This window comes from Desulfurispirillum alkaliphilum, assembly GCF_055378285.1.
This window is the reverse complement of the sequence record NZ_AP042405.1, coordinates 167,958-190,558: the sequence shown is the minus strand read 5'-3', so window position 1 is coordinate 190,558 and position 22,601 is coordinate 167,958. Positions and strand designations below refer to the sequence as shown.

The following is a 22,601-nucleotide window of genomic DNA, read 5'->3' as shown; positions in this document are numbered from 1 at the left end:
CACTATTTGTATCAATATTCTTGTGGTTCGGGAGAGGAAACCGCAATGGGCATGCTACCCATTTGACCTGGAAAAAAATCACCTTTTTGGTGGATGGTGCAAAGTGGGAGTTGTACAACAAAAAACCTGAAGTGGAATGCAGATTCAAGGGAGAAAGTACCGTTAAGTAGTTGTGTGAATGTGCGTTACATCACTTGAGACATTCATGTGACATGGACGTCAGGTTGATAGTAGTTCCTTGTTGTACAGAAAATGGCTTGAGGGGAAATGTTACAGGATGCCGCAGCGGGCGGCTTTACTCGGGGAGCGTTCTGGCGATAAGGACGACACTGATGTCGTCGGGAATGATCCCGTTATCAAATCTTGCCAATGCTCTGGAAAAGTCGGCCATGATGTCTTCCAGATGGTGATGCCTGGCGAAGGAATCGTGGAGATTCTCTGTGGTGTAGCCGGTGCTTTCACAGAGGGCATCGGAGTAGAGCAGGATGCTGTATTCCGAGGGCAGCTTCAGGGAGCTGCTGCGCAGTGGCAGACTGTGCCTGGTGAATGGGGGGTTGTTCCCACGGGCCGTCGTAATGGTCTGGCTGGCGCTGTCCTTGACCAGGATGGGGTACATGCCGCAACTGATGTACTCCAGGGTGTTTTCAGCCTGATCCAGGCAGGCGAAGGTAAAGGAGATAAGCTCTTCTTTGACCATGTACTGGCAGATATGACGGGTGTAGGCGTGGGCAACCTCAGTGAAGTGAAAGGTGTTAGCGGCGAGGGCACTCTGCAGCAGGGTATGCAGATGGGAAGCTGAGAGAAGCGAGGTGACCGAAGCGCTCAGTCCTTTGCCCATGCTGTCTATGATATAGAAGAAAGTGCGCTGGTCGTTGATGCGGTAGATGCCGTAGATATCGCCGCTGAGTATCTCCTGTGGCTGATAGTGAACCTGGCAGTGGATGCCGCTGAGCAGGGCGGAATCATTATGAATGATGAGCTGTTCCTTGGCAAAGGCATCGCGCTGTTGCTGCTCATCGTGATCACGTTTGGCCTTCAGGGCAAAAAACTCCTTTTCGCGCTGACGCTGCTCCTGCTCAATCTTGTGCTGGAGCTCGTGGCGGGTGCGAATGTGCTGGGCGTAATATTCCAGGTGTCTGCGCAGTTGCTGAACCTCCAGTGGCTTTTTGACAAAACGGTTGATGCCGGCGTCAATGGCCTCAAGGATAAGGTCGCGATCAGAGTAGGCGGTGAGCAGGATGATGGGAGTGTTGGTGTCTTCCCTTCGGATCTGGTGAGCCATCTCCAGGCCAGTCATGCGGGGCATCTGGATGTCGCTGATAATGATGTCGGGCTTGTGCTGATGGTAGGTGTTGAGCCCTTCAAGGCCATTCGTGGCCACAAAGACGGTTCTGGTCATGGGCAGGCGGTTCAGAATGCGGCGGTACAGCTCCAGGGAGCCTTCATCATCGTCCACCAGCAGCAGGCGGATATCGCCCTTATGGGTATCTTCGTGGCTGAGGGGCCTGAGATCATCAAGACTCAGGTTGCTGACGGGTGCCATGCCTGTGAGCAGAGTGGCCTTGCGCCCGCTGTGTGAATAGTAGATGCCGTCACAGTAATCCTTGACGCAGTAGATGCCTCGACCGCGGTAAGTGTGGCTGCTCAGGCTGCGGGCCCGGCCCGTATAGGGTTGGTAGTCAAAGCCGCTGCCCGAATCCTCCACCTGGATCATCAGGAGATTCTGGGTGGAAAAGACCTCTACCGAGACGCTGATGGTGCCCGTGGCCTGCAGGCCCTGGGTGTGCAGGAAAGATTCGTAATCCTCCTGGCGGATCAGCTCCTCTTTGCGATCGCTGCCGATGCCGAGAATGCCATGCTCAAAGGCATTGAACAATACCTCATGGAATGCAAAGGCGGCCTGATCAATTTTTTCACGGGGCAGCTGAAGCGTTTCCAGCGTTTGCTGCAGCTGATCTTCCATTGTGCTCAGGTCTTCAAGGGTGAACTGTTTTTGGGTGAGGTGCAGGCAGTGTTGCGCTGCCTCATGGCTCAGGAAGTTCATGGCAATGCAGGAGAGCTTACTGGTATCGCCTGGCAGCTCCGGTGAGCTCAGCAGTTCAAAGACGTGGCGGGGGAGGTGGATGCGGTGGAAGTTCCGGGCAACAATCTCCAGCGCGTCATCGGCATTGCACAGGATAATGCTTTCCACCTCCTGGAGGGGACAGACCTGGACTCGGAAGAGCGCCTCCGGGTTGGTAAAGTCCTCCTGCTGGTCCATGGACCAGAAAATCTGCTGGGAGCGGTTGCTCAGGAGTATGCGGTGGCTGCTGAAGTTGGCCAGGACAATATTGCTGTCCTTTTCGTTGATGAGGAAAAAAATGCCCTGATGACCGCTGTGCAATTCATCCATGCAGCGATAGCGCAGCGAAGTGAGGAAACCGGTCAGGGTGAAACGCCTGTCGGTGGAATACCACTGTTCAAAAGAATTGCTGACCATGTGCATGAGCCCGGGGTCGCTGAGCAGGCAGCCGAAGGTGAAGGAGTCACCTTTGGCGATAAAGATGTCCTCAGTGCCTTCGCGGGAATAGCTGTCCACGATATAGGTGCCGTGGAAAGCGCAGAGGCTCTCCTGTTGGGGGGGGATATCTGAAAGCACAGAGGTGAAAGAATACATGGCGGCCCCGGAAATGTTTCCTGGTTGATGATTTTCAGGGCGAATCATGCCATGTATTGTTTTTTTTCGCAATGATTCTTGATTTTTTCTCATTTTCAGTGATATCACCATCAGTATGCTATTATGCGGGTTTAGCGCGAAAAGCGGAGCCCGTGTTCCCGGATTTCGTCAACGCCATGTACCCGTGAAAGAGGTTCGGTGCCATGACTCTGCAAAGGTCTTTTTCGTTGTTGCTTGCAGGCATTCTGCTTCTGGTTCATCAGCCCGTTCAGGCCAGCACGGCCCAGGACTTTGATGCCTGTCTCTCCCATCTGCGTACCAAGGCACTGGACGCTGGTCATGCCCATGACACCCTGAATCAGGTGCTCTCTTCCGTCACGTTCAACCAGCGCATCGTGGAGCTGGATCGCTCCCAGGCCGAATTTACCGAAACCTTTCTGCAGTATCTGGACCGCCGGGTGAGCGTGGATCGGGTGGAGAAGGGGAGACAGCTTCTGAGAGAGCACCGGGTACTCCTGCAGCGTATTGCCGATGAGTATGGAGTGCGTCCCGAGTATATCATAGCCTTCTGGGGTATGGAGACCAACTTCGGTACCTATTTCGGCAAAACGCCGGTCTTTGATGCCGTGGTTACTCTGGCCTGTGATGGGCGGCGTGGTGAATTCTTCACCAATCAGTTTTTCAGCGCCCTGCGTATCCTGGAAGAAGGGCATATCGACATGGAACAGATGAAGGGCTCCTGGGCAGGTGCCATGGGGCACACCCAGTTTATGCCCTCCACCTTTCTCTCCTACGCGGTGGACTATGATGGCAATGGCAGGAAAGACCTCTGGAACAGTCTGCCCGACGCCTTTGCCTCGGCGGCCAATTACCTCAGTGCCATGGGGTGGCAGGATGGACGTCGTTGGGGTCGCGAGGTGATTCTGCCCCGTGGTTTTGATTATTCACAGGCCGATATCGAACGCTCACAGCCTCTGTCGCACTGGCGCAAGCTGGGAGTGCGCCAGGTGGATGGCCGCCTGGTGCCCGATCTGGATTTTTCCGCTGCCATAGTTCTGCCCCAGGGGCATCGCGGACCGGCCTTTATCGTGTACGATAACTTTCATCTTATCATGCGCTGGAATCGCTCGCTTCACTATGCCCTGGCTGTGGGGTACATGGCAGACCGCGTGGCCGGCATGGGGCAATTGCACGCCAAACGACCGGCAGACAGCAATGAAGGTCGCCTCAGTCGGGGCGAAGTGCTGGAACTGCAGCAACGCCTGGCAGCCCTCGGACTCTATGACGCAGAGGCCACTGGACGCATTGGAGCTCAGACTCGCAATGCCGTTCGCCAGTTTCAGCAGATGGTGAAGGTGCCCGCCGATGCCTATCCGACTCATGCTCTGCTGGAGCAGCTGCGTCAGCGCCAGCAGGACGTGTCGGTGGAGCTGAGCAGGGTTGATCCCTGACAGGCTGCTGAAAAAACCTTTCTGCGCCCAATAAAAAAAGTCCCGCCCATTGGGGCGGGACTTTTTTATTTCTTTCTGAAGGAGGCGGGAGCTTACTGCAGGTCGCGCACAGCCTTTTCGATGCGATCCAGACCTTCCATGATGGCAGGCATGCCCATGGCATAGCTCAGGCGCATAAAGCCCTCTGCGCCAAAGGCGATACCAGGGACAACGGCCACCAGGGCTTCGCTGATCAGATACTCGGCAAAATCAGAGGAGTCCTTGATGAGCATTCCCTGCTTGGACGTCTTGCCAAAGAGGGCGCTGATGTTGGGGAAGCAGTAGAAGGCCCCCTGGGGACGCAGACAGCTGATGCCGGGGATAGCGTTGAAGCGGTCAACGATATACTTGCGGCGCTCGTCGAAGGCGCTTACCAGAGGCTTGATCAGCTCCTGTGGTCCCATGAGGGCGGCAATGGCGCCATCCTGGGCAAAGCTGGTGGGGTTGGTGGTGGACTGGGACTGAATATTGGCAATGGCCTTGATCAGTGTTTCGTTGGCGGCAGCATAGCCTATGCGCCAGCCAGTCATGGCCCACTCTTTGGACAGTCCGTTAACGACAATGGTGCGCTGACGGATCTCATCGCCCAGGCTGGCAATGGAGTAGGACTCAAAGCCATCATAGACGAGTTTTTCGTATATTTCGTCGCTGATGCACAGGATATCGTGCTTCACGATGACATCTGCCAGCGCCTTGAGGGCGTCCTTGCTGTAGCCGGAGCCGGTGGGGTTGCTGGGTGAGTTGATGACAACGGCTTTGGTCTTTGGGGTTATTGCCTTTTCCAGCTGGGCTGGGGTCATGCAGAAGTTATCGGCTTCCTCGGTTTCCACGATAACGGGAGTCGCTCCGCAGATCAGGGCCATGTCCGGGTAGCTGACCCAGTAGGGAGCCGGGATAATAATCTCATCACCAGGGTTGAGCAGCGCCATGTAAATGTTGAACAGGGTGTGTTTGGCGCCGACGTTGACGGTGATATTGCTGCGGGTGTAGGTCAGGTTATTGTCACGCTTGAACTTGTGGATGATGGCGTCTTTGAGCTCCACCATGCCGTCAGCGGGGGTGTACTTGGTGTTTCCGGATACCAGCGCCTTGATGGCGGCGTACTTGATGTGGTCAGGGGTGTCGAAATCGGGTTCCCCTGCGCCGAAGCCGATAACGTTGTGTCCGTCGGCCTTCATCTGCTTCGCCTTGGTGCTGATGGCGATGGTTGGAGATTCCTTGATGGCCTTGACGCGTTCGGAAAGTCGGGACTGGATGTCCATGGTGAAGCCTCCTATACGGGTGGTCTTGTGAAAAAAGTATCTATATCGTCGAATACAGCTTCGGGGACGAACTTTCTGTAGTCGCCCCGCATTTGTCCGATTTCCCGGACGATGTTTGATGAGAGGAATATATACTCCTGTCTGGGCATAAGGAAAAGGGTTTCTACTTCCGGCGAGAGCTGTCGATTCATAAGCGCAAGCTGAAGCTCGTATTCAAAATCACTTATGGCTCGCAGTCCTCTGATAACATGCTTTATTTCTTTTTTCGCCAGATAATCGATGAGAAGGTTGGAAAAGCCTTCCACCTTCACATTGGGAAGGTGTGAAGTGCTTTTTTCGATCATGGCAATACGCTCCTCAAAGGGGATGAGGGGGCGTTTGCGGTCGTTACGGGCCACGGCCACCGTGAGGGTTTTGAATATATCGGCCCCACGCTCAATGATGTCCAGATGTCCGTTGGTGATGGGATCAAAGGTTCCCGGATATACTGCTGCCTGACGCATGATAGTCCTTATGTGTGCTGAAGTCGGATAAAGAAGCTCAGGGCATTCTTTCCATAGGCGCGTTGGTCGTGAAGTTCAAAGCCGCTGGCCGCGGCCACAGGTTCTCTGCTGCGATGTTCAAGTACCAGAAGTCCATCGGTTGCCAGGACGCTGCTGTTGGCCACTCTTTCCATGACCTCGCCATAATAGTGTGTCTGGTCAAAGGGTGGGTCGACAAAAATCACATCAAAGCTTTGGGGTGATCGTGCCAGGTATGCCAGAGCGTCACCACGCTGCACGGTTACCTGCTCCTGCAGGCGACAGTGCTGGATGTTCTGCTCGACACAGCGCAGGGCCAGGGGGGATTTTTCCACAATCACGACACTGGCGCCCCGGCTGGCGGCTTCCAGCCCAACGGCCCCGCTGCCGCCGAAGAGGTCAAGAAAACGTTTTCCCTGGAGGTTCTGCCCCAGCAGGTTGAAGAGGTTCTCCCGTACCGCGTCGGCCGTCGGCCGTACGGCGTCGCCCTTTGGCGCGCTCAGGCGCATTCCCCTGCGCGTTCCACTGATAATACGCACGTTACGCTTCTGCCTTTCCCTCAAAAAAACCCTGGGCTGCCATCATCTGATAAAGATGTGACCGGCTCAAACCAACCACATTATCATAACACCCATCAATGCTTTCCACAAGGACAGCGCCGCCGCCCTGGATGCCATAGCCGCCAGCCTTGTCCAGGCCATCGGCAGAGGCGACATAGTTATCCACCATCGCGGTGGTGAGCTTGCGAAAGCGCACGCTGGTGCAGACGGCGTGGAGAAATATCTGGTTCAGGGGAGCGTTGAGCAGGGCAATGCCTCCGTAGACCCTGTGCGCCCGCCCAGAGAGCATCTGCAGCATCTGGCGGTTTTCTTCGCGGTCGCGGGGCTTGCCCAGGATAATGTCGTCAATGGTGACGATCGTATCAGCAGCGATAATCCACTGATCTGCCGGAAGCACAACCGCCCGGGCTTTCATTTCGCCGAGGCGGGTGACCAGCTGCATGGGATCAGGTTCATCCAGGCATTCATCCACATGGGGTGGTCTGATGACAAAGGGAATTCCGAAGGTGCGCAGCAGCTCCGAACGACGAGGCGAGGCTGATGCGAGAACCAGACTCAAGGCATCTCCCGCAGAGCTTCGAGGGCCTCACCCCTTGAGGGGAAAATCTTGAAGACCTTGTCAAGGCGCACCATTTTAAAGAGATCCAGCAAGGCCGTGCTGAGCTGGGCACAGGCAAGCTGCCCCTTGACATTCTGCTGGTGGCGGTGGGCCAGGATGATCTCCTTGATGCCGGAGCTGTCGATGAACACGACCTTTTCAAAGGAGAGCAAGAGCTTCCTGGGGTTGTGTTCGCGGTACACTTCTTTAAGGAAATCATTAAAGGCCATGTTGGATCGCGGGTTGTTGAGATCTTCGCCGATGGTGACGACGACCACGTCGTCAATGGTCTCAACACTGTGCTGGTTTGGGCTGCTCACGGGCCACTCTCCTGTATGAAAAAGGTTAACGTTTATAATTGACGGTTGATGACGTAGTCGGCAACCACATGGAGGCAGTCGCGATAGATTCCTGCCGGGAGAACTTCCGCAGCTTTGCGGGCCTTGTCGAGGAACGAGTAGGCCACATCCATGGAGTGGCGTCGTATGTCGTACGTGTCCATCAGGCCGATCACAAAGGAGAGATCCTCCGCAGTGGGAATCATCTGTTGCTCAATCAGCTTCTCCAGGCGGTCCTTCTCCTCTTCTGAGGCCAGGTCGCGCAACTTGATGACGGGAATGGTCATCTTGCCTTCCTTGAGGTCGGTGCCTATGGTCTTGCCAAGCGTACTCGCATCTCCCATATAGTCAAGGATGTCATCGATGAGCTGAAAGGCCATGCCGATATTGTAGCCGAAGTCCCACAGGGCGTCGGCCATATCTTCGCTGAGATCGGGAGCCGTATAACCTCCGCACTTGGCGCAGGCGGCGATCAGGATCGCCGTCTTGTGTTCGATGATCTGGAAGTAATCCTCCAGGGTGACGGAAAAGTCAAAGGACTTGACCAGCTGGAAAACTTCCCCTTCACTCATGAGAGTGGTGACGTCGGAAAGGGTCTTCTGGACACGGGGATCGCCATCAGCGACCAGCACCTGGAATGCCTTGGAGTAGAGGTAGTCCCCTACCAGGATAACCATTTCGTTGCCGAACTTGAAGTTGGCAGAGTCCCGCCCTCTGCGCACGCAGGCTTCATCAATGACGTCGTCGTGCAGCAGGGTGGCCGTATGGATATACTCAATGATGCCGCCGATTTTGATGGCGCGCCTTTCATCTCCGCCACAGAGCTTGGAGGTCAGGAGAACCAGCAGCGGACGTATGCGCTTGCCTCCGCTTTGGAAGATATATTCCCCCACTTCTTGGACCCGGCGTACCCGGCTGGTGAGATTGGACTGAATTTCCTGTTCGATCTCTGCAACCTGAGGTTTCAGCAGGGCGTACACATCGGCAATGTTCATGGAAGTGTTCTCCTGTAGAATAAAAAAAATCACAGTATAGTACAGGATTTCAAAAACTTGTGTCAATTATTCCCTGATTTGGCCCGTAAGTTACAAAAGCCGCACAAGGAAAGCCACGGAAAAAACCCGTTGACACCAAACAAGGCGCGCACTATCATGGGCTCCGTTTTGCGACCTTACTCAACGTTATCCGAAACTTCATGGGAGATACCCTTATGAGCGAAGCCAAAATCAGCAAGGAAATGAGTATTATAGATATCGTACAGCAGTACCCCCAGACCGTTGAGGTCTTCGCCAGCTTTGGCCTTGGGTGCCTGGGCTGCGCCGCTGCCCGTTTCGAAACCCTGGCTCAGGGTGCCGGAGCACATGGCATTGATGTGGACGAGTTGCTGGAAGCGCTGAACAACGCCGTAGACTAAGTCACCTACGCCCCTGTAGCTCAATGGATAGAGTAGCTGGCTTCGAACCAGTTGGTTGCGTGTTCGAATCGCGCCGGGGGCGCCATAATGAAAGACATAAAACGCCGGTGATCATTGATCGCCGGCGTTTTTTCGTTGAGATTCCATGCGCCGCAAAGGCTCTCACCAGGTTTCAAACATGACCAGACTCAAGGCCATGACGAACATGCCCCCCATCAGGCCGATGATGGCCGAATGGGCGGTGCCGTACAGACGCGCGGTGGGCAGGAGCTCGTCGAAGGAAATGTAGATCATGATGCCCGCCACCATGGCGAAGACAATTCCCAGGGTCGCCTCGGACAGAAAGGGCGCCAGCAGGGCGAAGCCGATAATGGCGCCCACAGGCTCGGCCAGCCCTGAGCCCGTAGCGTACCAGAAGGCTTTCTTGCGGCTTCCCGTGCTGTGGTAGATGGGGAGCGCCACGGCAACCCCTTCGGGGATATTGTGGATAGCGATGGCAATGGCAATGGGGATGGCGATGGATGGGTCCACCATGGCGACCGTGAAGGTGGCAAAACCCTCGGGGAAGTTGTGGATGGCCACGGCCAGGGCCGTGAAAACGCCGGTACGTTTCAGGGCGCGGGCTTTCTGGGCTCGCACCTCCTCTTCGCCGCCGATGAATTCCGACTCCTTCTTGAGCTCATGGGGGTTGACATCCTTGGGGATGAAGCTGTCGATGGCGGCGCTGAGAGCTATGCCGGCAAACAGGGCCGCCGTGGCCAGGGCGTAGCCGTAGTCGGCGCTGTAGTGCTCGGTAAAAGCTTCTATGGCTTCAGGAAAGATCTCCACAAAAGAGACGTAGATCATGACGCCGGCGGAAAAGCCCAGCCCCAGGGAGAGTCCGACGGTGCTCGTCGTACGTACGAACAGGGCAATCACCCCGCCGACAGAGGTGGCGAGACCGGCCAGCAGGGTCAGGGAAAAGGCGAAGATGAAATGGGGATGGGTGAGGAATTCCATCTTGTGCTCCAGAGTACCAGGAAATCAGGGGCGCGTCTTCATGCTCAGGCTCAGGCGTCCCCGGCTTTTGTCAATACTGAGCACGCGTACACGCACGCGGTTTCCTACAGATACCACTTCGTGGGGGTTCTTGACAAATGTATCAGCCAGTTCGCTGATGTGAACCAGGCCATCGTTCTTCAGTCCGATATCCACAAAGGCGCCGAAATCCACCACATTGCGCACGACTCCCTCAAAGACCTGCCCCGCTTCAATCTCCTCCAGATTGAGTTTGGAGCTGCGCAGGATGGGCTTTTCCATTTCACTGCGCGGGTCGCGCCCCGGTTTGGTGATGTCACCGACAATATCCCTGAGGGTGGGAATGCCGCACTCCAGCTCGCGGGCAACCTTTTCCAGGGAGCCCCCCACCACGCTGCCCAGTTTGAGCTGGGCCGTCTGAAAGGTCAGGTTGAACCGCTCCAGCAGCTTGCTGGCAATGGGGTAGGATTCGGGGTGCACTCCGGTGTTGTCCAGGAAGTTCTCCGATTCGGGAATGCGGATAAAACCGGCGCACTGCACAAAGGTCTGGGGGCCAAGGCGCGGCACATCCAGCAGCTGCTGACGGCTGCGGAACTGGCCGATCTGACGGCGGTACTCCACGATGTTCCTGGCGACGGTGGCATTGACGCCGGAAACAAAGCGCAGCAGTGAAGCGCTGGCGGTATTGAGGTTGACGCCCACATAGTTCACGGCGCTTTCCACCACCTCCTGCAGCTTGGTCGCCAGGAAACCCTGGTTCAGGTCGTGCTGGTACTGGCCGACGCCGATGCTCTGGGGGTCGATCTTTACCAGCTCCGCCAGAGGGTCCAGCACGCGGCGGGCGATGGAGACGGCTCCGCGTACTGTGGCGTCGTAATCGGGGAATTCCTCCTGGGCGACCGCGCTGACGCTGTACACGCTGGCGCCGGCTTCGTTGACAATCAGGTATTTGACGGCGGGAAACAGCTCGCTGATGAAATCGCTGATAAACTCTTCGGTCTCGGCAGAAGCTGTGCCGTTGCCGATGGCGATAAGCTCCACGTTATGCTTCTGCACCATGGCTGCCAGGGTTTTGCGGGCGCCGCTGACATCGCTCCTGGGGGGAACGGGATAGACCGTGTCGTGGCACAGCAGGTCGCCGTTGCCGTTGAGGACGACCACTTTGCAGCCAGTGCGAAATGCCGGATCGATGCCCATGATGGCACCCACCTTGACCGGTGGAGAGAGCAGCAGATTCTTCAGGTTTTCACCAAAGACCTTGATGGCGTGCTCATGGGCCTGCTGGGTCTTTTCTGAGCGCAGTTCGGTTTCCAGGGAGGGGATGATCAGCCGCTTCAGGGCGTCGTGCAGCGCCAGGTCTGTCATGGTGGTGCTGGCTTCGGGATAGCGGCGCTGCCACATGGCCAGTATGGATTTTCCCAGGGCGTCCAGGTCGCAGCTGAGCTTGATGCGGATGCAGTCTTCGGCTTCGGCGCGATTCATGGCCAGAATGCGGTGGGGGGGGATGTCCCGCAGGCGTTCCGAGTACTCGTAGTACATGGTGTAGGCCGAGTTTTCGTCGGCGAGCCGGCGCTTCTTGCACTCCAGCGTGCCGCTGTTCCACAGCTCCCGCCGCACGAACTTGCGCACGGCGGCCTCCTCGGCGATCATCTCGGCGATGATATCCAGGGCGCCGGCCAGCACGGATTCGGTGTCGGGAACTTCCAGTTCCGCATTGACAAAGCCCTGCAGGAAAGTCTGATCGGTGTTCTGGCCGTTGAGGATAGCCATGGCGACGGGCTCAAGTCCGCGTTCACGGGCAGCCATGGCCCGTGTGCGGCGTTTGGGGCGATAGGGCAGATAGATGTCTTCCAGGTCAACCAGACGCTGGCAGCCTTCAATGGAGGCCCGCAGCTCCGGGGTCAGCTTTCCCTGGGAGTCAATGGATTCGAGAACCTCCTGGCGGCGTTGCCTGAGGTTTTCGGCATAGGTGTACTGTTCGATGACCTGCCGCACGCCATCCTCTTCCAGCTCCCCGGTCATCTCCTTGCGGTAGCGGGTGATAAAGGGGACCGTGCTGCCCTCCTGGTGCAGCTTGATGCAGTTTTCCACCTGGAAAGGCTTGATGTTCAGTGCCTGGGCGATCGTCTGGATGGTGCTGGTGTCGAGAGTAGCCAAGATTATTTCTCCGGAAAGGGGTTGGGGGACAGTGGACGCAAGGAGATTACCTCTGCTTGCGGTCTTTTTCTTTTATGGCGTCAAGGGCCTTGTTGGCCGGATGGTTGGGATCGGCGAAGCGGATCTTCCCGAAGAGTACGCAGCCCGGATACCCTGGCTGACAGGGCTTTGCCGGCCGGATGGCGCACTGATCATTCTGGTTGTGGGGGCAGGACCAGCCGGCGGACATGGCAGCTCCTCAATGGCCCAGAGCCCGCAGCAGCTCAGCCGCGTGTTCTTTGGGCTTTACCTTGGGGAAGACGTGCTCAATGGTGCCCTGTTCATCGAGAATAAAGGTCATGCGGAATATCCCCATGTACTTGCGCCCGTACATGGACTTTTCGCCCCAGGCACCGAAGGCTTCGGCCAGCCTGTGTTCCGTGTCGGCCAGGAGGGGGAACGGCAGGGACTGTTTTTCGCGAAAATTGCGGTGGCTTCTGGTCGAGTCGGGGCTGACTCCAAAGAGCAGCGCTCCCGTTGCCGAGATGGCGGACCAGTTGTCGCGGATACCGCAGGCCTGGGTGGTGCAGCCGGGGGTGCTGTCCTTGGGGTAGAAATAGAGAACCACCTTCTGACCCAGCAGGTCACCCAGGCAGATTTCACGGTCATCCTGATCCTTGACACATATATCCAGTGGAGCTTTGTCGCCGACGTTGAGCATGGGGCCTCCTGGTCTGAGCAGGGTATTGGCAGGCGCGCTGGCGTCTGCCGATGCGCATTCTTACCACTGCGGTCAGGGTTTTGCAATCGGTGAAGCACAGGAGGCAGCGGGGATGGGCGCCGGCAGATCGTCGCGGCGAGTTCCCCTTTCAGCAGGCTGTCAGCTCAGGCCAGTCAGGCTGAGCCCGAAAACCCCCAGGCTGATGGTCAGAGTGCCAAGAACAGTGGTCAGGGCAATGATGTTGGCTGCCAGGGACGCATTGCCCCCCATGGAGCGGGCCATGACGTAACTGGCGGCTGCGGTGGGGCAGGCAAAGATAAGAAAGAGCACCCCCAGGGTCATGCCACTGTAGCCCAGCAGCCAGGCGCCGAAAAGCATGGGGGCGGGCAGGATGATCAGCTTGTAGGCGGTGGCCATCAGGGCGGTGCCCGAGGTGGTGCGCAGTACCTTCAGGTCGAGGGCGGCTCCAACGCAGAGCAGTGCCAGGGGCAGGGTCATGGAGGCCAGGGAATCGGCGGTTTTCATGACCACGCCGGGCAGGGAGAGTTGCCACAGGGACGCGGGTATGGCCAGCGTGACGGCAATGATCAGGGGGTTGCGCAGCATGTCCCGAAGCATGAAGAGCCAGCGTGTTCCCGTGGTTTCACGCCACATGTTCAGGGCGATGACCGAGAGAATATTATACTGCACCACCAGGGCGGCCATCAGAATGGAAGTCAGGGCCATGCCCGGTTCTCCGTATTGATTGCCAGCCAGGGCCAGGGCCAGAATTCCCAGGTTGCCGCGAAAGGCTCCCTGGACGAAGACACCGCGATCGGCGGCAGACGGGAGCCTTCTGGCATGCCACAGCAGCCAGAGAAAACCCAGGAGGGTCACCAGGATCGCGTATGCCAGCAGGCCCGGCGCAAAGACCATGGTCAGGTCGGTGCGCAGCAGGCTCAGGAAGACCAGCAGGGGCAGGGTGACTTTGAATACCAGCCCCGAGGCAGTCTGGTTGAATTCATCGGTGATCAGGTTTGTGCGGCGCAGGAGGAGGCCCAGGAAGACCAGCAGGAAAACCGGTGCGGTTATCTGCTGCGTGAAAAGGAGGGTTTCAAGCAGTCCTGCGGAAGGCGATGGTGCCGCCATCAGAATTTCTTGTCATAGCGGGCCAGGATGCCGATTCCGTCGTGATCCGTGTCGGGGGAGTAGTCCACCTGGAGGGTCAGGCGTCCTGCCAGCAGCGATGGGATGGAGAGACCGGCAGAAGCGCCGAGAATGGTGCCGCTGCCATTGGTGGTGCCATCGCCGGAGCTGTTGCTGATGGAAGCGGCAGTTACCTCCCAGAAACCCACGATAAAAGAGTTGTCGAAGCGCATCAGGTTCTGGGAGTAGAAGAGACTGCCCAGATAGTAGCTCTTGGCGGCGATTTCATCGTGAAACCAGCCGGGAATGCGGGGGTAGTGTTCCTGGTGGGAGATGCCGCCGCCCAGACGGAATTTGTTGTCGCGGTCGAGCCCGCTGCTCAGGCCCATCATGAAGCGGTAGCCCAGAGTATAGCGGGGGTAGTTATTGTATCCGCGCATCAGGAGCGTATACTTGCCGAAACTTTTCCCCGGTGCCCCGTAGCCTCCGGCTGCTCCCCAGGTCTTGTTTTCGGAGCGTTGCCCCTGCTCGATCTCGAGGAGAGCCACATGGGAAGTTTTGGGCTGGTAGTGCATGTTCTCGGTCAGTCTTCCTGCAATCAGGCGGCCGCGCAGGTGGTAGGTGCTGCCGTCAGCTGGTGCCAGGAAGCCATCGCCGACGGCATCTTCGTCTTCGGGGTCGGGTGCTTCCCCGGTGGTGCCGCCATAGCTGGCTGAGGTCAGGCCGAAGGCCAGCTCGCCACGGATGTGGGGGGCGAAATGCATCCCGCGTCCCAGCTCCACATGGCTGAGCTGGCGGGTATACTGCTCTTCGCGGACTTTATTGCCGTCGCTGTACTCCACCATGTCCTGTTTGGTAAGGTGGGATGAGAGCGTCAGGATGGTGTAGGGGGAGTAGGGGACGTAACCGCGATCCGTGAGGCGGATGATGAGTTCGTCGGGGTTGAGGTGCAGGGAGAAGCCATCCCCTGATCCCAGAACATCATCATTGTCGTAGCTGATATGCCCGGTGAACTGTGAGTCGCCGTCCCCCTGGGGGATATAGCCGCCGAGGGAGCCGTGGAAGCCGATATTGGGGTTGTCAGGATCGTAGGTTGACACCGAGGCGCTGTGGGCGGGAATGCTCAGGGCGCAGGTGATGAGAGATCCGGCAAAAAGCAGAACGATTCTGTGCATAGGAGCATACTCCCTGTGAATGCGAATGTCCGTTATCATAACCATATAGCCAGTGAGTTGCAATGCTATTTTGTGGACTCCCACGTGCATCTTCCGCGCTGTCACGTGGTGGACGCTGCCTACCGGAACCACCCCTGTCTGGTGCCGGCGGTGGAGGGGGAAGACAATCGCTTCCTGATTCAGCGCTATGGGCGCGCGTCCATAGCCCTTGGCTATCATCCCCGCATGGCCTGTCATGCCATTGACTGGGACTCCATGGCAGAGCTGCTTGGCGGTGGCGGATTTGCCGCCATTGGCGAATGTGGACTGGATAAGCGCCTTGGCAATCTGCCCCGCCAGATGGAAGTCTTTGAGCGTCAGATTTGTCTTGCCCGTGACTTTGATCTGCCTCTGATCATTCACTGCGTCGGCCACCAGGATGCGCTGCTGGCACTCTATCGTCGCTACCGTTTCCGGGGGGTGCTGCATGCCTTTCACTGGCGTCACCTGCCGACCCCTCTGTTGACGGGCGAGCTGTTTTTTGGCTATTGTTGCAGGCTGCCACTGACCGCCAGGGCACAGACGCTCTTTGCCTCCCTGCCTCTGGATCGCATCCTGGTGGAAACCGATGGCGACGAACACACGGGGGCGCGCTGGTCGGACCTGATCGAAGCCTATGGGCGCCTGGCCAGGATGAAAGGCCTGCCCCTGCCTGAAGCTGCGCGCCAGATCAGCGACAACTACCACAGGCTGCTTGCCGCAGAAGCAGGTTTTCTGCGATGAACGCTGTAGCAGGCTGCTGAAAAACCCTCATCTGCGGCGTTGCTCGCCGTCGCTCGTCACTGCAACGTACGGGGAGTACGCTTCATTCGGCGCTCCGCGAGCGCCTTGCATCTGAGTATTTTTCCATTGCCGGCGTATTTTGAGGTACTTCAGCAAGCTGTTAGAATATTTCCGGAGGAGTTTTCCGTGTCCGTATCCCCGACGAATGACCGTGCCAGTGCCCTTTTTTCCCGCAGTCAGATACTGATCGGCAGTGATTGTCAGAAGCGTTTGCAGCAAAGCGCCATGGTGGTATTCGGCCTGGGTGGAGTGGGGTCATTTGTAACGGAAGCCCTGGCTCGTTCCGGAGTGGGGCGATTGACCATTGTGGATTTTGACGATGTGGCCGAGAGCAACATTAACCGCCAAATTTACGCCCTGCGCTCCACCCTGGGGCAGCCCAAGGCGGTGGTGGCGCAGCAACGCATTGGCGACATTAACCCTGATTGTGAAGTACGAGCGGTGACAGCCTTCCACCGTGGGGATATTCTTTCTGTAGATGGAGTTGCCGATGCAGATGTCGTTCTCGACTGCATTGATTCCTTTTCGCCAAAACTGTACCTGATACGCTCTTTGCTGGAGCAGCAAAAAACCTTTCTCAGCAGCATGGGCGCCGCTGGAAAGCTTGACCCTGCAATGGTGAGACTGGGGACCATGGCGCAGACCAGCATTTGCCCCATGGCCCGGCGTCTGCGGAAGTTTCTGCGAAAAAATCAGTGCTCTCTCCATTTTCCAGTGGTATACTCCGTCGAGAATCCCTGTTACGCTATGCCCTTGGTGGCAGCACCCACTGGCATTGGCCGTGAACGGGTGCAGCAGGGCAGTATGGTCTTTGTCCCTGCGGTATTTGGAATGCATATGGCCAGTTGGGCCTGCCGGCAGATTATTCACAACCAAAATCAGCAGAGTGTGTAATGTCTTACGTATTCGCCATTCTCTCGGCTCTTCTCACCATAGCAGCCTTTGAACCCCTGGGATATCACTGGCTCGCCTGGATCGCCCTGATCCCCCTTCTGGTAGCCATTCAGATTGCCAAACGCCCGTTTGTGACAGGCTTTTTGTGGGGAGTGGTTTTCTTTACCGCCTCTCTGCACTGGATACCCCATATATTCAATACCTACGCGCTTTCCAATCACCTGTTCGGCGTTCCTGCCATGTTGCTGCTCAGTGCCTACCTGGCGATCTTTCCGGCAATCTTTGCCTGGGGAATACGACAGATTGTGACATCAAATCACCACTCCCTGTGGACGGCTGTGCAGGTGGCCAGTCTCTTTGTGGCGCTGGAATTTCTGCGTGGCACTCTGTTCACGGGTTTTCCCTGGAATCTCCTGGGTTACTCGGTGCTGAATTTTGACTACATTTCCCAGGTGCTGCGAGTGGTGGGGGTCTATGGCCTTGGTTTTATCGTGGTCTTCATTAACTATACCCTCTATGTGCTTCTGGTGAAGTCGTTTCGTCCCAATATGACCTACCTTTTCCTCGGTTGCGGCGCGCTTCTCGGTGTGACGGTTTTTTACAGCGCCTGGGTTATTGGTGTGGAGGAGACCTTTGAATATGACAGTATCCCGGTGCGCGTGGTTCAGGGGAATATCGACCAGTTTCAGAAGTGGGATGATGAGTATGCAGAAGCCAATCTTGAGCGCCATATCAGCCTCTCGCGTCACGAGGATTTTTCATCAGGCCTGCTTGTCTGGCCGGAGTCTGCGCTTCCCTTTTTCTTTAACTCTGACCATCCGGGCAAGCAGCGGGTTACGCGACTGGTGCGTGAACTGCAGAGCACGCTCATCACCGGCGCTCTCTTCTACGAAAGCAAAGAAGATGGAACCATGAGCTACTATAACAGTGCTGCTGTGCTGGACGCGGAAGGACAGTTGGTCGATCGTTATGATAAGATTCACCTGGTCCCTTTTGGCGAGTACACGCCCTTCAAGGAGACGCTGCTGCCCTTTGTGGAGAAGTTCGTCATGGGTGAAGATTACTCGTCGGGAACCCAGTGGCGCGCCCTGCAGACTCCCCATGGCAAAGCCGGGACGTTTATCTGCTTTGAGTCCATTTTTCCCGAGCTGGTGGCGCGAGTCACCCGTGAAGCCGATTTTCTGGTGAATATCACCAATGATGCCTGGTTTGGCGAAACCTGGGCTCCTTATCAGCACCTGGCTATGGCCAGGGCCCGAGCTATCGAGAATGGAAAGTTCCTCATCCGCAACTCCAATTCCGGTATTACGGCGGTCTATGATCAGTTCGGGCGGGTTGTGGAGCACATTCCTCTGCAGAGTTCAGGAGCGTTCAGTGTGGATGTGGATATCATTCCCCGCATAACCCTTTTTAACCGTTATCCCTATCTCTTTCCTGTTTTCGCCCTGTTGGTGACGGTTTTTGGTGCCATGGATTCCTGGCGCGGACGGCGGCGCAAGAAGGTGAGCCTCTGACAGGCTGTTGAAAGCCCCTCTCTGAGGTGCTGGGGGAGTATGTTTCACTCCTGTGCAGACGCCTTGTTCCGGGGTTTTCACTGAGCCCTTTCTTTCTTGTGGGTGCCACGCCTTGTCGCGTCTCACTTCAATTTCTGGTGTTTTCAGTCGCCGTCAGTCTGCCTGGAGAGTATATACATCATGATCCTTGATGAACAGCTGGTGCGCCAGCGCATAATGCCTTTGATGAGTGTGGTGATTTTTTTCGCCGTTCTGAACGGGGTGACCTTTAACATAGCAATCCCCGACATTGCCGCCGAATTCTCCGTTTCTCCCTCCACTGTCAGCTGGGTTATCACTGCCTATGTGGTGATCTTTGCCTTCGGCTCGGTGGTCTACGCCCGGCTGGTTGATCAATTTTCCCTGCGATCCATTATCACGTTCGGCCTGATTGTTTTCTGTGCGGGCTCCTTGCTGGGTTTTTTTGCTTCATCCTTTCCGCTGCTGATACTTGCGCGTATCATTCAGGCAGTCGGAGCCTCGGGGATACCAGCCCTTGGCATGCTGCTGGCGACCCTCTATTTCCCCTCCCACCTTCGAGGTGCCATGCTGGGGGTCATCGCTTCGACCGTTGCCTTTGCTTCCGGCGTTGGTCCGGTTCTGGGTGGCTTTGTGGCAGGGCAGTTCCACTGGCACTTCCTCTTCCTGATACCATTGGTGCTGCTGCCGGTGATTCCCCTGCTTTACGTTTCCTTGCCCCTGGATGAATCCCATGTGCGAAAACCCTTTGATTTCATGGGTGCGTTGCTGCTGGGCGCTTTTGTGGGGGCATTGCTGGTGGCGCTGACCCAGGCGTCATGGCCCGCCCTGCTGCTTGCCGCGCCTTTGCTGGCAGCAGCGGTGTGGCATATGCGCCGCGTCGAGTATCCCTTCATCGCTCCACAGCTTTTTACCATTGCCAGGTACAGAGGCGGTGTGATCGCGGCCTTGCTGGTGATGGCGACGGTTTTTGGCATGCTCTTCGCCGTTCCTATTATGGTGCGACAGGTATATGACCTCTCTACCATGGCCATAGGCGTGTTCATGTTTCCTGCGGCCATGAGCGCGGCCGTGGCGGGATGGCTGTCTGGCAGGGCGGCCGGTCGCATCGGCTCAAACCGGGTGGTGCGGGTGGGATACCTGTTCCTGATCGTGGGGTACCTGTGCCTGGGTGCTTCTGCCGGCCTGGGTGTGGTGTTGAGCGCCCTGTGTCTCATTGCGGGCCACTGTGGTTTTTCCATCGTGCACTCCTCCCTGGCGGGCAGTATCTCCGGCGTGCTGCCACGGGAGCTCACCGCAGTGGGAATGGGTTTCTTTAATCTGATCTTTTTTATTTCCGGTGCCTTTGGCACGGCGGCAACCGGTATCATGCTCGATATTCTGCATCCTGAGCGTGCCAGCGCCTACATGATAACTTTTGGCGGATTTTTCCTGCTGGCGCTGCTCTCCCTGGTGCTCTTTGCCCGCACCTTTCCCTTCTCCGAAGGGGCGACGGCAAAAAGCAGTTGACAGCAGGGGTCGAAGCGTATAAGTATGTTGGGTTTTGAAGAAATGACCTCGCTGGCTACGCAAAAATAGCCGGCAATTCCATGAGGAGGAATGTGCATTCATGAAGAAGTACGAACTTATGTTCATCCTGAAGCCCGAGCTTGATGAACAGCAGCTTGCCGATTACATCGCCCGTGTTGACGGCATTATCGCCCGTTACGAAGGAACCATCGACAAGTTTGAAAACTGGGGCAAGAAGAAGCTTGCCTATGAAATCGACAACAAATCATTTGGTTTCTACTACCTCTACCACCTCAGCTGCGCTTCTGCTCTGATTGACGAGCTGGAGCGGAACTTCAAGATAAGCGACGAAATGATGCGCTTTATCTCTCTGCGTCTGGACAAGAAGGCTCTCGAAGCGCTGAGCAAAGCCGAGCAGTCCAAGGCAGCCGCCGCCCAGGCCCAGACAGCCCAGTATGCGGCTTCCGTAAGTGCCGAGGAACCAGAATCAGAAGATGCAGAAGCGCCCGCTGCTGCCCAGGAAGAAAGTGAGGCCTAGTCATGTCCTCATTTAATAAGGTCATTCTGGTTGGCAATCTGACCCGGGATCCCGAACTGCGATTCATCCCCTCCGGCGCTGCTGTGGCAACGCTCGGACTGGCCGTGAACAATCCGCGGGCGGATAACGAGACCTTATTTGTCGATGTGACGGTATGGAATAAAGTAGCAGAAAACTGCTCCAAGTTTTTGTCCAAAGGTTCGCCAGTCCTGGTGGAAGGTCGTCTGATCTACCGCACCTGGGATGACAAGAACACCGGACAGAAGCGTGGAAAACATGAAATTGTGGCTGAAACCGTGCAGTTTCTGCGTGGTGGAAGCGGCGGTGGCCGTGGTGAGGGTGGAAGCTCTCAGCAGGATGGCTACAGCGATTTTGACCAGAGCTATGAGCCCCCATCCCAGGGCAAGGGCCGCCAGGCCATGCCACCTGTGGATATGCCCGATGACGATATTCCCTTTTGATTATCTGTAGCAAGGAGATACGACTATGACTGAAAATACCACTGCCACTGAAAATACCAATGCTTCCCAGGAGCAGCAACCCCGTTCACGTGCCCAGTACAGCAACCGCCCCGGTGGTGGAACCGGCCGACCTGCTGGCGGTGCCGGTGGACCCCGCCGCTCTTTTCAGGGTGGTCGCCGTCGCTTTGGCCGCAAGAAGGTCTGTGCTTTCTGTGCCGAGAAGGTCGACTACATCGACTACAAAGATGTCAAGCGCCTGCGCACCTTCATTACCGAGCGCAGCAAAATCAAACCCCGCCGCATGACTGGCACCTGTGCCAAGCACCAGCGTTCGCTGGCCACAGCTATCAAACGTTCCAGAATGATGGCGCTGCTGCCGTTCACTGCCCTGCGTTAAGCGTTGCGGGAATAGCATTTTCAGGCGGGTAGTTTCTACTCGCCTTTTTCTATTTACGGGGAGTGTTTTGTGTTTCGGAAAAAAAACAAAATCCATTTTGTCGGTATTGGTGGCATAGGAATGAGCGGCATCGCCGAGGTGCTCCTGAACCTGGACTACCACGTCAGTGGTTCCGATATCCGGCAAAGTGCCACCACGGCCCGCCTGGAGTCTCTGGGCGCCAGAATATACTATGGACACGCCCACTCCAATATCACCGACTCCCATGTGGTGGTGACTTCCAGTGCGGTGAGCAAGGAGAATCCTGAAGTCGCCGAGGCCCGCCGCAAGCGCATTCCGGTTATCAGCCGTGCCGAGATGCTGGCAGAGCTGATGCGCATGAAGCATGGTGTCCTGATAGCCGGCGCCCATGGAAAAACCACCACCACCAGCCTGGTGGCGACGGTTCTCACCGATGCGGGACTCGACCCCACAGTGGTCATTGGTGGTCGTCTCAATAAAATCAAAAGTAACGCCAAGCTGGGCCAGGGTGACCTGATTGTCGCGGAAGCCGACGAGAGCGATGGCTCATTCATGCACTTGCCTCCTGTGCTTTCGGTGGTAACCAATATCGACAAGGAGCACATGGATCACTATGGTTCCATGGAAAACCTGAAAAACACCTTTCTGAAGTTCATCAACAAGACCCCATTTTTTGGTGTCAGCTTTGTCTGCCTGGACGATGAGCACATCCAGGACATTCTGCCGCGCATCGAACGCAGCCACGTCACCTATGGCCTGAACACCAATGCCGATATTTTCGCCCACCATATCCGTCGCACGAACGGGTGCCAGCGCTTCGATGTCAACTATAACGGTCGAGAGCTGGGCGAATTCCGCCTGTGCCTGCCGGGCGTTCACAATGTGGTCAACAGTCTGCCGGTCATTGGCATTGCCCTGGAATTCGAGGTTCCCGTCGATACCATCCGCCATTCCCTGGAGCACTTTGCCGGAGTACACCGCCGTTTTGAAATTACCGGTCATATGAATGGTTTTGCCGTGGTCGATGATTATGGTCATCACCCCACGGAGATCATGGCCGTGCTCAAAGCCGCCCGTGAGTGGTACAGTGGCAAGGTGATCGCCATTTTCCAGCCCCACCGTTACAGCCGGGTGCGGGAGCTCTATGAGGACTTCACGAAGTCCTTCTATGACGCTGATGAAGTGATTGTGGCCGATATCTATCCGGCTGGTGAAGCCCCCATTCCCGGCCTGAACTCCCAGAAGATCGCCCAGGAGATCAAGGCCCGTGGTCACAAGCAGGTCACCCATATGGCCGGCTTTGACGAAATTGTCGCCTACCTGAAGGCGCAGCACTGCGAAGACGGCGCCATCATCACCCTGGGTGCCGGCAACGTCAATACCATCTGCTCCTTGCTTGTCACGCCCTGAGGAA

General features: G+C 56.7%; 23 protein-coding genes and 1 tRNA gene. 11 read left to right on the top strand and 13 right to left on the bottom strand.

Going from position 1 to position 22,601, the window contains the following annotated elements:
* Nucleotides 1-295: 295 nt before the first annotated feature.
* Entirely contained in the window at nt 296-2,656 is a 2,361-nt protein-coding gene (locus tag ACZ46I_RS00900; protein ID WP_464281149.1) for a response regulator, read from the bottom strand.
* Between the two features lie 203 nt (nt 2,657-2,859).
* Between ACZ46I_RS00900 and ACZ46I_RS00895 the strand changes: the two genes are divergently transcribed.
* The gene (locus tag ACZ46I_RS00895) at nt 2,860-4,107 is read left to right on the top strand and encodes a lytic murein transglycosylase (RefSeq protein ID WP_464281148.1); all 1,248 of its coding nucleotides are present in this window, start codon (nt 2,860-2,862) and stop codon (nt 4,105-4,107) included.
* A gap of 92 nt (nt 4,108-4,199) precedes the next feature.
* On the opposite strand, the gene ACZ46I_RS00890 is transcribed toward ACZ46I_RS00895, so the two are convergent.
* Genes ACZ46I_RS00890 through ACZ46I_RS00865 form a run of 6 tightly spaced genes read right to left on the bottom strand, consistent with a single transcriptional unit; the run spans nt 4,200 to nt 8,420 of the window.
* On the bottom strand, nt 4,200-5,408 hold the full coding sequence (locus ACZ46I_RS00890) for a pyridoxal phosphate-dependent aminotransferase (protein WP_013505268.1): 1,209 nt from the start codon (nt 5,406-5,408) through the stop codon (nt 4,200-4,202).
* Between the two features lie 11 nt (nt 5,409-5,419).
* Nucleotides 5,420-5,911 carry a pantetheine-phosphate adenylyltransferase gene (gene coaD / locus ACZ46I_RS00885; RefSeq protein ID WP_013505269.1) on the bottom strand — a complete coding sequence of 164 codons (492 nt, stop codon included), beginning with the start codon at nt 5,909-5,911 and terminating at the stop codon, nt 5,420-5,422.
* A gap of 8 nt (nt 5,912-5,919) precedes the next feature.
* Nucleotides 5,920-6,468, bottom strand: coding sequence for a 16S rRNA (guanine(966)-N(2))-methyltransferase RsmD (rsmD, locus tag ACZ46I_RS00880; protein WP_464281147.1), 549 nt, complete (start codon nt 6,466-6,468; stop codon nt 5,920-5,922).
* A 1-nt stretch (nt 6,469) separates the two neighbouring features.
* Complete coding sequence (locus ACZ46I_RS00875) at nt 6,470-7,048, bottom strand: Maf family protein (RefSeq protein ID WP_464281146.1); 579 nt, start codon at nt 7,046-7,048, stop codon at nt 6,470-6,472.
* Entirely contained in the window at nt 7,045-7,407 is a 363-nt protein-coding gene (locus ACZ46I_RS00870) for an STAS domain-containing protein (protein WP_013505272.1), read from the bottom strand. The genes ACZ46I_RS00875 and ACZ46I_RS00870 overlap by 4 nt, the downstream gene beginning before the upstream one ends.
* Nucleotides 7,408-7,439: 32 nt before the next feature.
* Nucleotides 7,440-8,420, bottom strand: coding sequence for a polyprenyl synthetase family protein (locus ACZ46I_RS00865; protein ID WP_464281145.1), 981 nt, complete (start codon nt 8,418-8,420; stop codon nt 7,440-7,442).
* Nucleotides 8,421-8,635: 215 nt separating this feature from the next.
* Between ACZ46I_RS00865 and ACZ46I_RS00860 the strand changes: the two genes are divergently transcribed.
* Both ACZ46I_RS00860 and ACZ46I_RS00855 read left to right on the top strand, forming a co-directional pair.
* Nucleotides 8,636-8,839: a DUF1858 domain-containing protein gene (locus ACZ46I_RS00860; protein WP_013505274.1), complete on the top strand. Its 204-nt coding sequence runs from the start codon at nt 8,636-8,638 to the stop codon at nt 8,837-8,839.
* A 9-nt stretch (nt 8,840-8,848) separates the two neighbouring features.
* Nucleotides 8,849-8,924, top strand: a tRNA-Arg gene (locus tag ACZ46I_RS00855).
* 77 nt (nt 8,925-9,001) lie between these two features.
* On the opposite strand, the gene zupT is transcribed toward ACZ46I_RS00855, so the two are convergent.
* The 6 genes from zupT to ACZ46I_RS00825 form a co-directional block, all read right to left on the bottom strand.
* On the bottom strand, nt 9,002-9,838 hold the full coding sequence (gene zupT / locus ACZ46I_RS00850; RefSeq protein WP_013505275.1) for a zinc transporter ZupT: 837 nt from the start codon (nt 9,836-9,838) through the stop codon (nt 9,002-9,004).
* 24 nt (nt 9,839-9,862) lie between these two features.
* Nucleotides 9,863-12,013 (bottom strand): Tex family protein, encoded by a 2,151-nt coding sequence (locus ACZ46I_RS00845; RefSeq protein WP_049871079.1) that lies wholly within the window; start codon nt 12,011-12,013, stop codon nt 9,863-9,865.
* 46 nt (nt 12,014-12,059) lie between these two features.
* Nucleotides 12,060-12,242, bottom strand: a complete 183-nt coding sequence (locus ACZ46I_RS00840) for a hypothetical protein (RefSeq protein WP_013505277.1) — start codon at nt 12,240-12,242, stop codon at nt 12,060-12,062.
* Between the two features lie 9 nt (nt 12,243-12,251).
* Nucleotides 12,252-12,713, bottom strand: a complete 462-nt coding sequence (bcp, locus tag ACZ46I_RS00835) for a thioredoxin-dependent thiol peroxidase (protein ID WP_464281144.1) — start codon at nt 12,711-12,713, stop codon at nt 12,252-12,254.
* A gap of 159 nt (nt 12,714-12,872) precedes the next feature.
* The gene (locus ACZ46I_RS00830; RefSeq protein ID WP_464281143.1) at nt 12,873-13,841 is read right to left on the bottom strand and encodes an AEC family transporter; all 969 of its coding nucleotides are present in this window, start codon (nt 13,839-13,841) and stop codon (nt 12,873-12,875) included.
* Nucleotides 13,841-15,013, bottom strand: coding sequence for a hypothetical protein (locus tag ACZ46I_RS00825; protein ID WP_464281142.1), 1,173 nt, complete (start codon nt 15,011-15,013; stop codon nt 13,841-13,843). Before ACZ46I_RS00825 ends, ACZ46I_RS00830 begins: the two co-directional genes overlap by 1 nt.
* Before the next feature lie 15 nt (nt 15,014-15,028).
* On the opposite strand from ACZ46I_RS00825, the gene ACZ46I_RS00820 reads away from it, so the two are divergent.
* From ACZ46I_RS00820 to murC, 8 genes are all read left to right on the top strand, one after another.
* Entirely contained in the window at nt 15,029-15,775 is a 747-nt protein-coding gene (locus tag ACZ46I_RS00820; protein WP_464281141.1) for a TatD family hydrolase, read from the top strand.
* 186 nt (nt 15,776-15,961) lie between these two features.
* Nucleotides 15,962-16,729, top strand: a complete 768-nt coding sequence (locus tag ACZ46I_RS00815; RefSeq protein WP_464281140.1) for a tRNA threonylcarbamoyladenosine dehydratase — start codon at nt 15,962-15,964, stop codon at nt 16,727-16,729.
* Nucleotides 16,729-18,243 (top strand): apolipoprotein N-acyltransferase, encoded by a 1,515-nt coding sequence (gene lnt / locus ACZ46I_RS00810; RefSeq protein ID WP_464281139.1) that lies wholly within the window; start codon nt 16,729-16,731, stop codon nt 18,241-18,243. The genes ACZ46I_RS00815 and lnt overlap by 1 nt, the downstream gene beginning before the upstream one ends.
* 180 nt (nt 18,244-18,423) lie before the next feature.
* Complete coding sequence (locus ACZ46I_RS00805; protein WP_464281138.1) at nt 18,424-19,770, top strand: MFS transporter; 1,347 nt, start codon at nt 18,424-18,426, stop codon at nt 19,768-19,770.
* Between the two features lie 100 nt (nt 19,771-19,870).
* The gene (rpsF, locus tag ACZ46I_RS00800; RefSeq protein WP_013505284.1) at nt 19,871-20,308 is read left to right on the top strand and encodes a 30S ribosomal protein S6; all 438 of its coding nucleotides are present in this window, start codon (nt 19,871-19,873) and stop codon (nt 20,306-20,308) included.
* A 2-nt stretch (nt 20,309-20,310) separates the two neighbouring features.
* On the top strand, nt 20,311-20,769 hold the full coding sequence (locus ACZ46I_RS00795; protein WP_013505285.1) for a single-stranded DNA-binding protein: 459 nt from the start codon (nt 20,311-20,313) through the stop codon (nt 20,767-20,769).
* Nucleotides 20,770-20,794: 25 nt separating this feature from the next.
* The gene (rpsR, locus tag ACZ46I_RS00790) at nt 20,795-21,166 is read left to right on the top strand and encodes a 30S ribosomal protein S18 (protein ID WP_013505286.1); all 372 of its coding nucleotides are present in this window, start codon (nt 20,795-20,797) and stop codon (nt 21,164-21,166) included.
* Between the two features lie 69 nt (nt 21,167-21,235).
* A complete protein-coding gene (murC, locus tag ACZ46I_RS00785; RefSeq protein ID WP_464281137.1) occupies nt 21,236-22,597 on the top strand; it encodes a UDP-N-acetylmuramate--L-alanine ligase in 1,362 nt (453 codons plus the stop codon).
* The last annotated feature ends 4 nt before the right edge of the window (nt 22,598-22,601 follow it).

Bases quoted from the DNA above. Each gene is read 5' to 3' on its own strand.
- ACZ46I_RS00830 (WP_464281143.1), bottom strand. From the start codon at position 13,841: ATGGCGGCACCATCGCCTTCCGCAGGACTGCTTGAAACCCTCCTTTTC.
- lnt (WP_464281139.1), top strand. From the start codon at position 16,729: ATGTCTTACGTATTCGCCATTCTCTCGGCTCTTCTCACCATAGCAGCC.
- ACZ46I_RS00895 (WP_464281148.1), top strand. From the start codon at position 2,860: ATGACTCTGCAAAGGTCTTTTTCGTTGTTGCTTGCAGGCATTCTGCTT.
- bcp (WP_464281144.1), bottom strand. From the start codon at position 12,713: ATGCTCAACGTCGGCGACAAAGCTCCACTGGATATATGTGTCAAGGAT.
- ACZ46I_RS00805 (WP_464281138.1), top strand. From the start codon at position 18,424: ATGATCCTTGATGAACAGCTGGTGCGCCAGCGCATAATGCCTTTGATG.
- ACZ46I_RS00840 (WP_013505277.1), bottom strand. From the start codon at position 12,242: ATGTCCGCCGGCTGGTCCTGCCCCCACAACCAGAATGATCAGTGCGCC.
- ACZ46I_RS00795 (WP_013505285.1), top strand. From the start codon at position 20,311: ATGTCCTCATTTAATAAGGTCATTCTGGTTGGCAATCTGACCCGGGAT.
- rpsF (WP_013505284.1), top strand. From the start codon at position 19,871: ATGAAGAAGTACGAACTTATGTTCATCCTGAAGCCCGAGCTTGATGAA.
- ACZ46I_RS00900 (WP_464281149.1), bottom strand. From the start codon at position 2,656: ATGTATTCTTTCACCTCTGTGCTTTCAGATATCCCCCCCCAACAGGAG.
- ACZ46I_RS00825 (WP_464281142.1), bottom strand. From the start codon at position 15,013: ATGCACAGAATCGTTCTGCTTTTTGCCGGATCTCTCATCACCTGCGCC.
- rpsR (WP_013505286.1), top strand. From the start codon at position 20,795: ATGACTGAAAATACCACTGCCACTGAAAATACCAATGCTTCCCAGGAG.
- ACZ46I_RS00860 (WP_013505274.1), top strand. From the start codon at position 8,636: ATGAGCGAAGCCAAAATCAGCAAGGAAATGAGTATTATAGATATCGTA.
- ACZ46I_RS00865 (WP_464281145.1), bottom strand. From the start codon at position 8,420: ATGAACATTGCCGATGTGTACGCCCTGCTGAAACCTCAGGTTGCAGAG.
- zupT (WP_013505275.1), bottom strand. From the start codon at position 9,838: ATGGAATTCCTCACCCATCCCCATTTCATCTTCGCCTTTTCCCTGACC.
- ACZ46I_RS00890 (WP_013505268.1), bottom strand. From the start codon at position 5,408: ATGGACATCCAGTCCCGACTTTCCGAACGCGTCAAGGCCATCAAGGAA.
- coaD (WP_013505269.1), bottom strand. From the start codon at position 5,911: ATGCGTCAGGCAGCAGTATATCCGGGAACCTTTGATCCCATCACCAAC.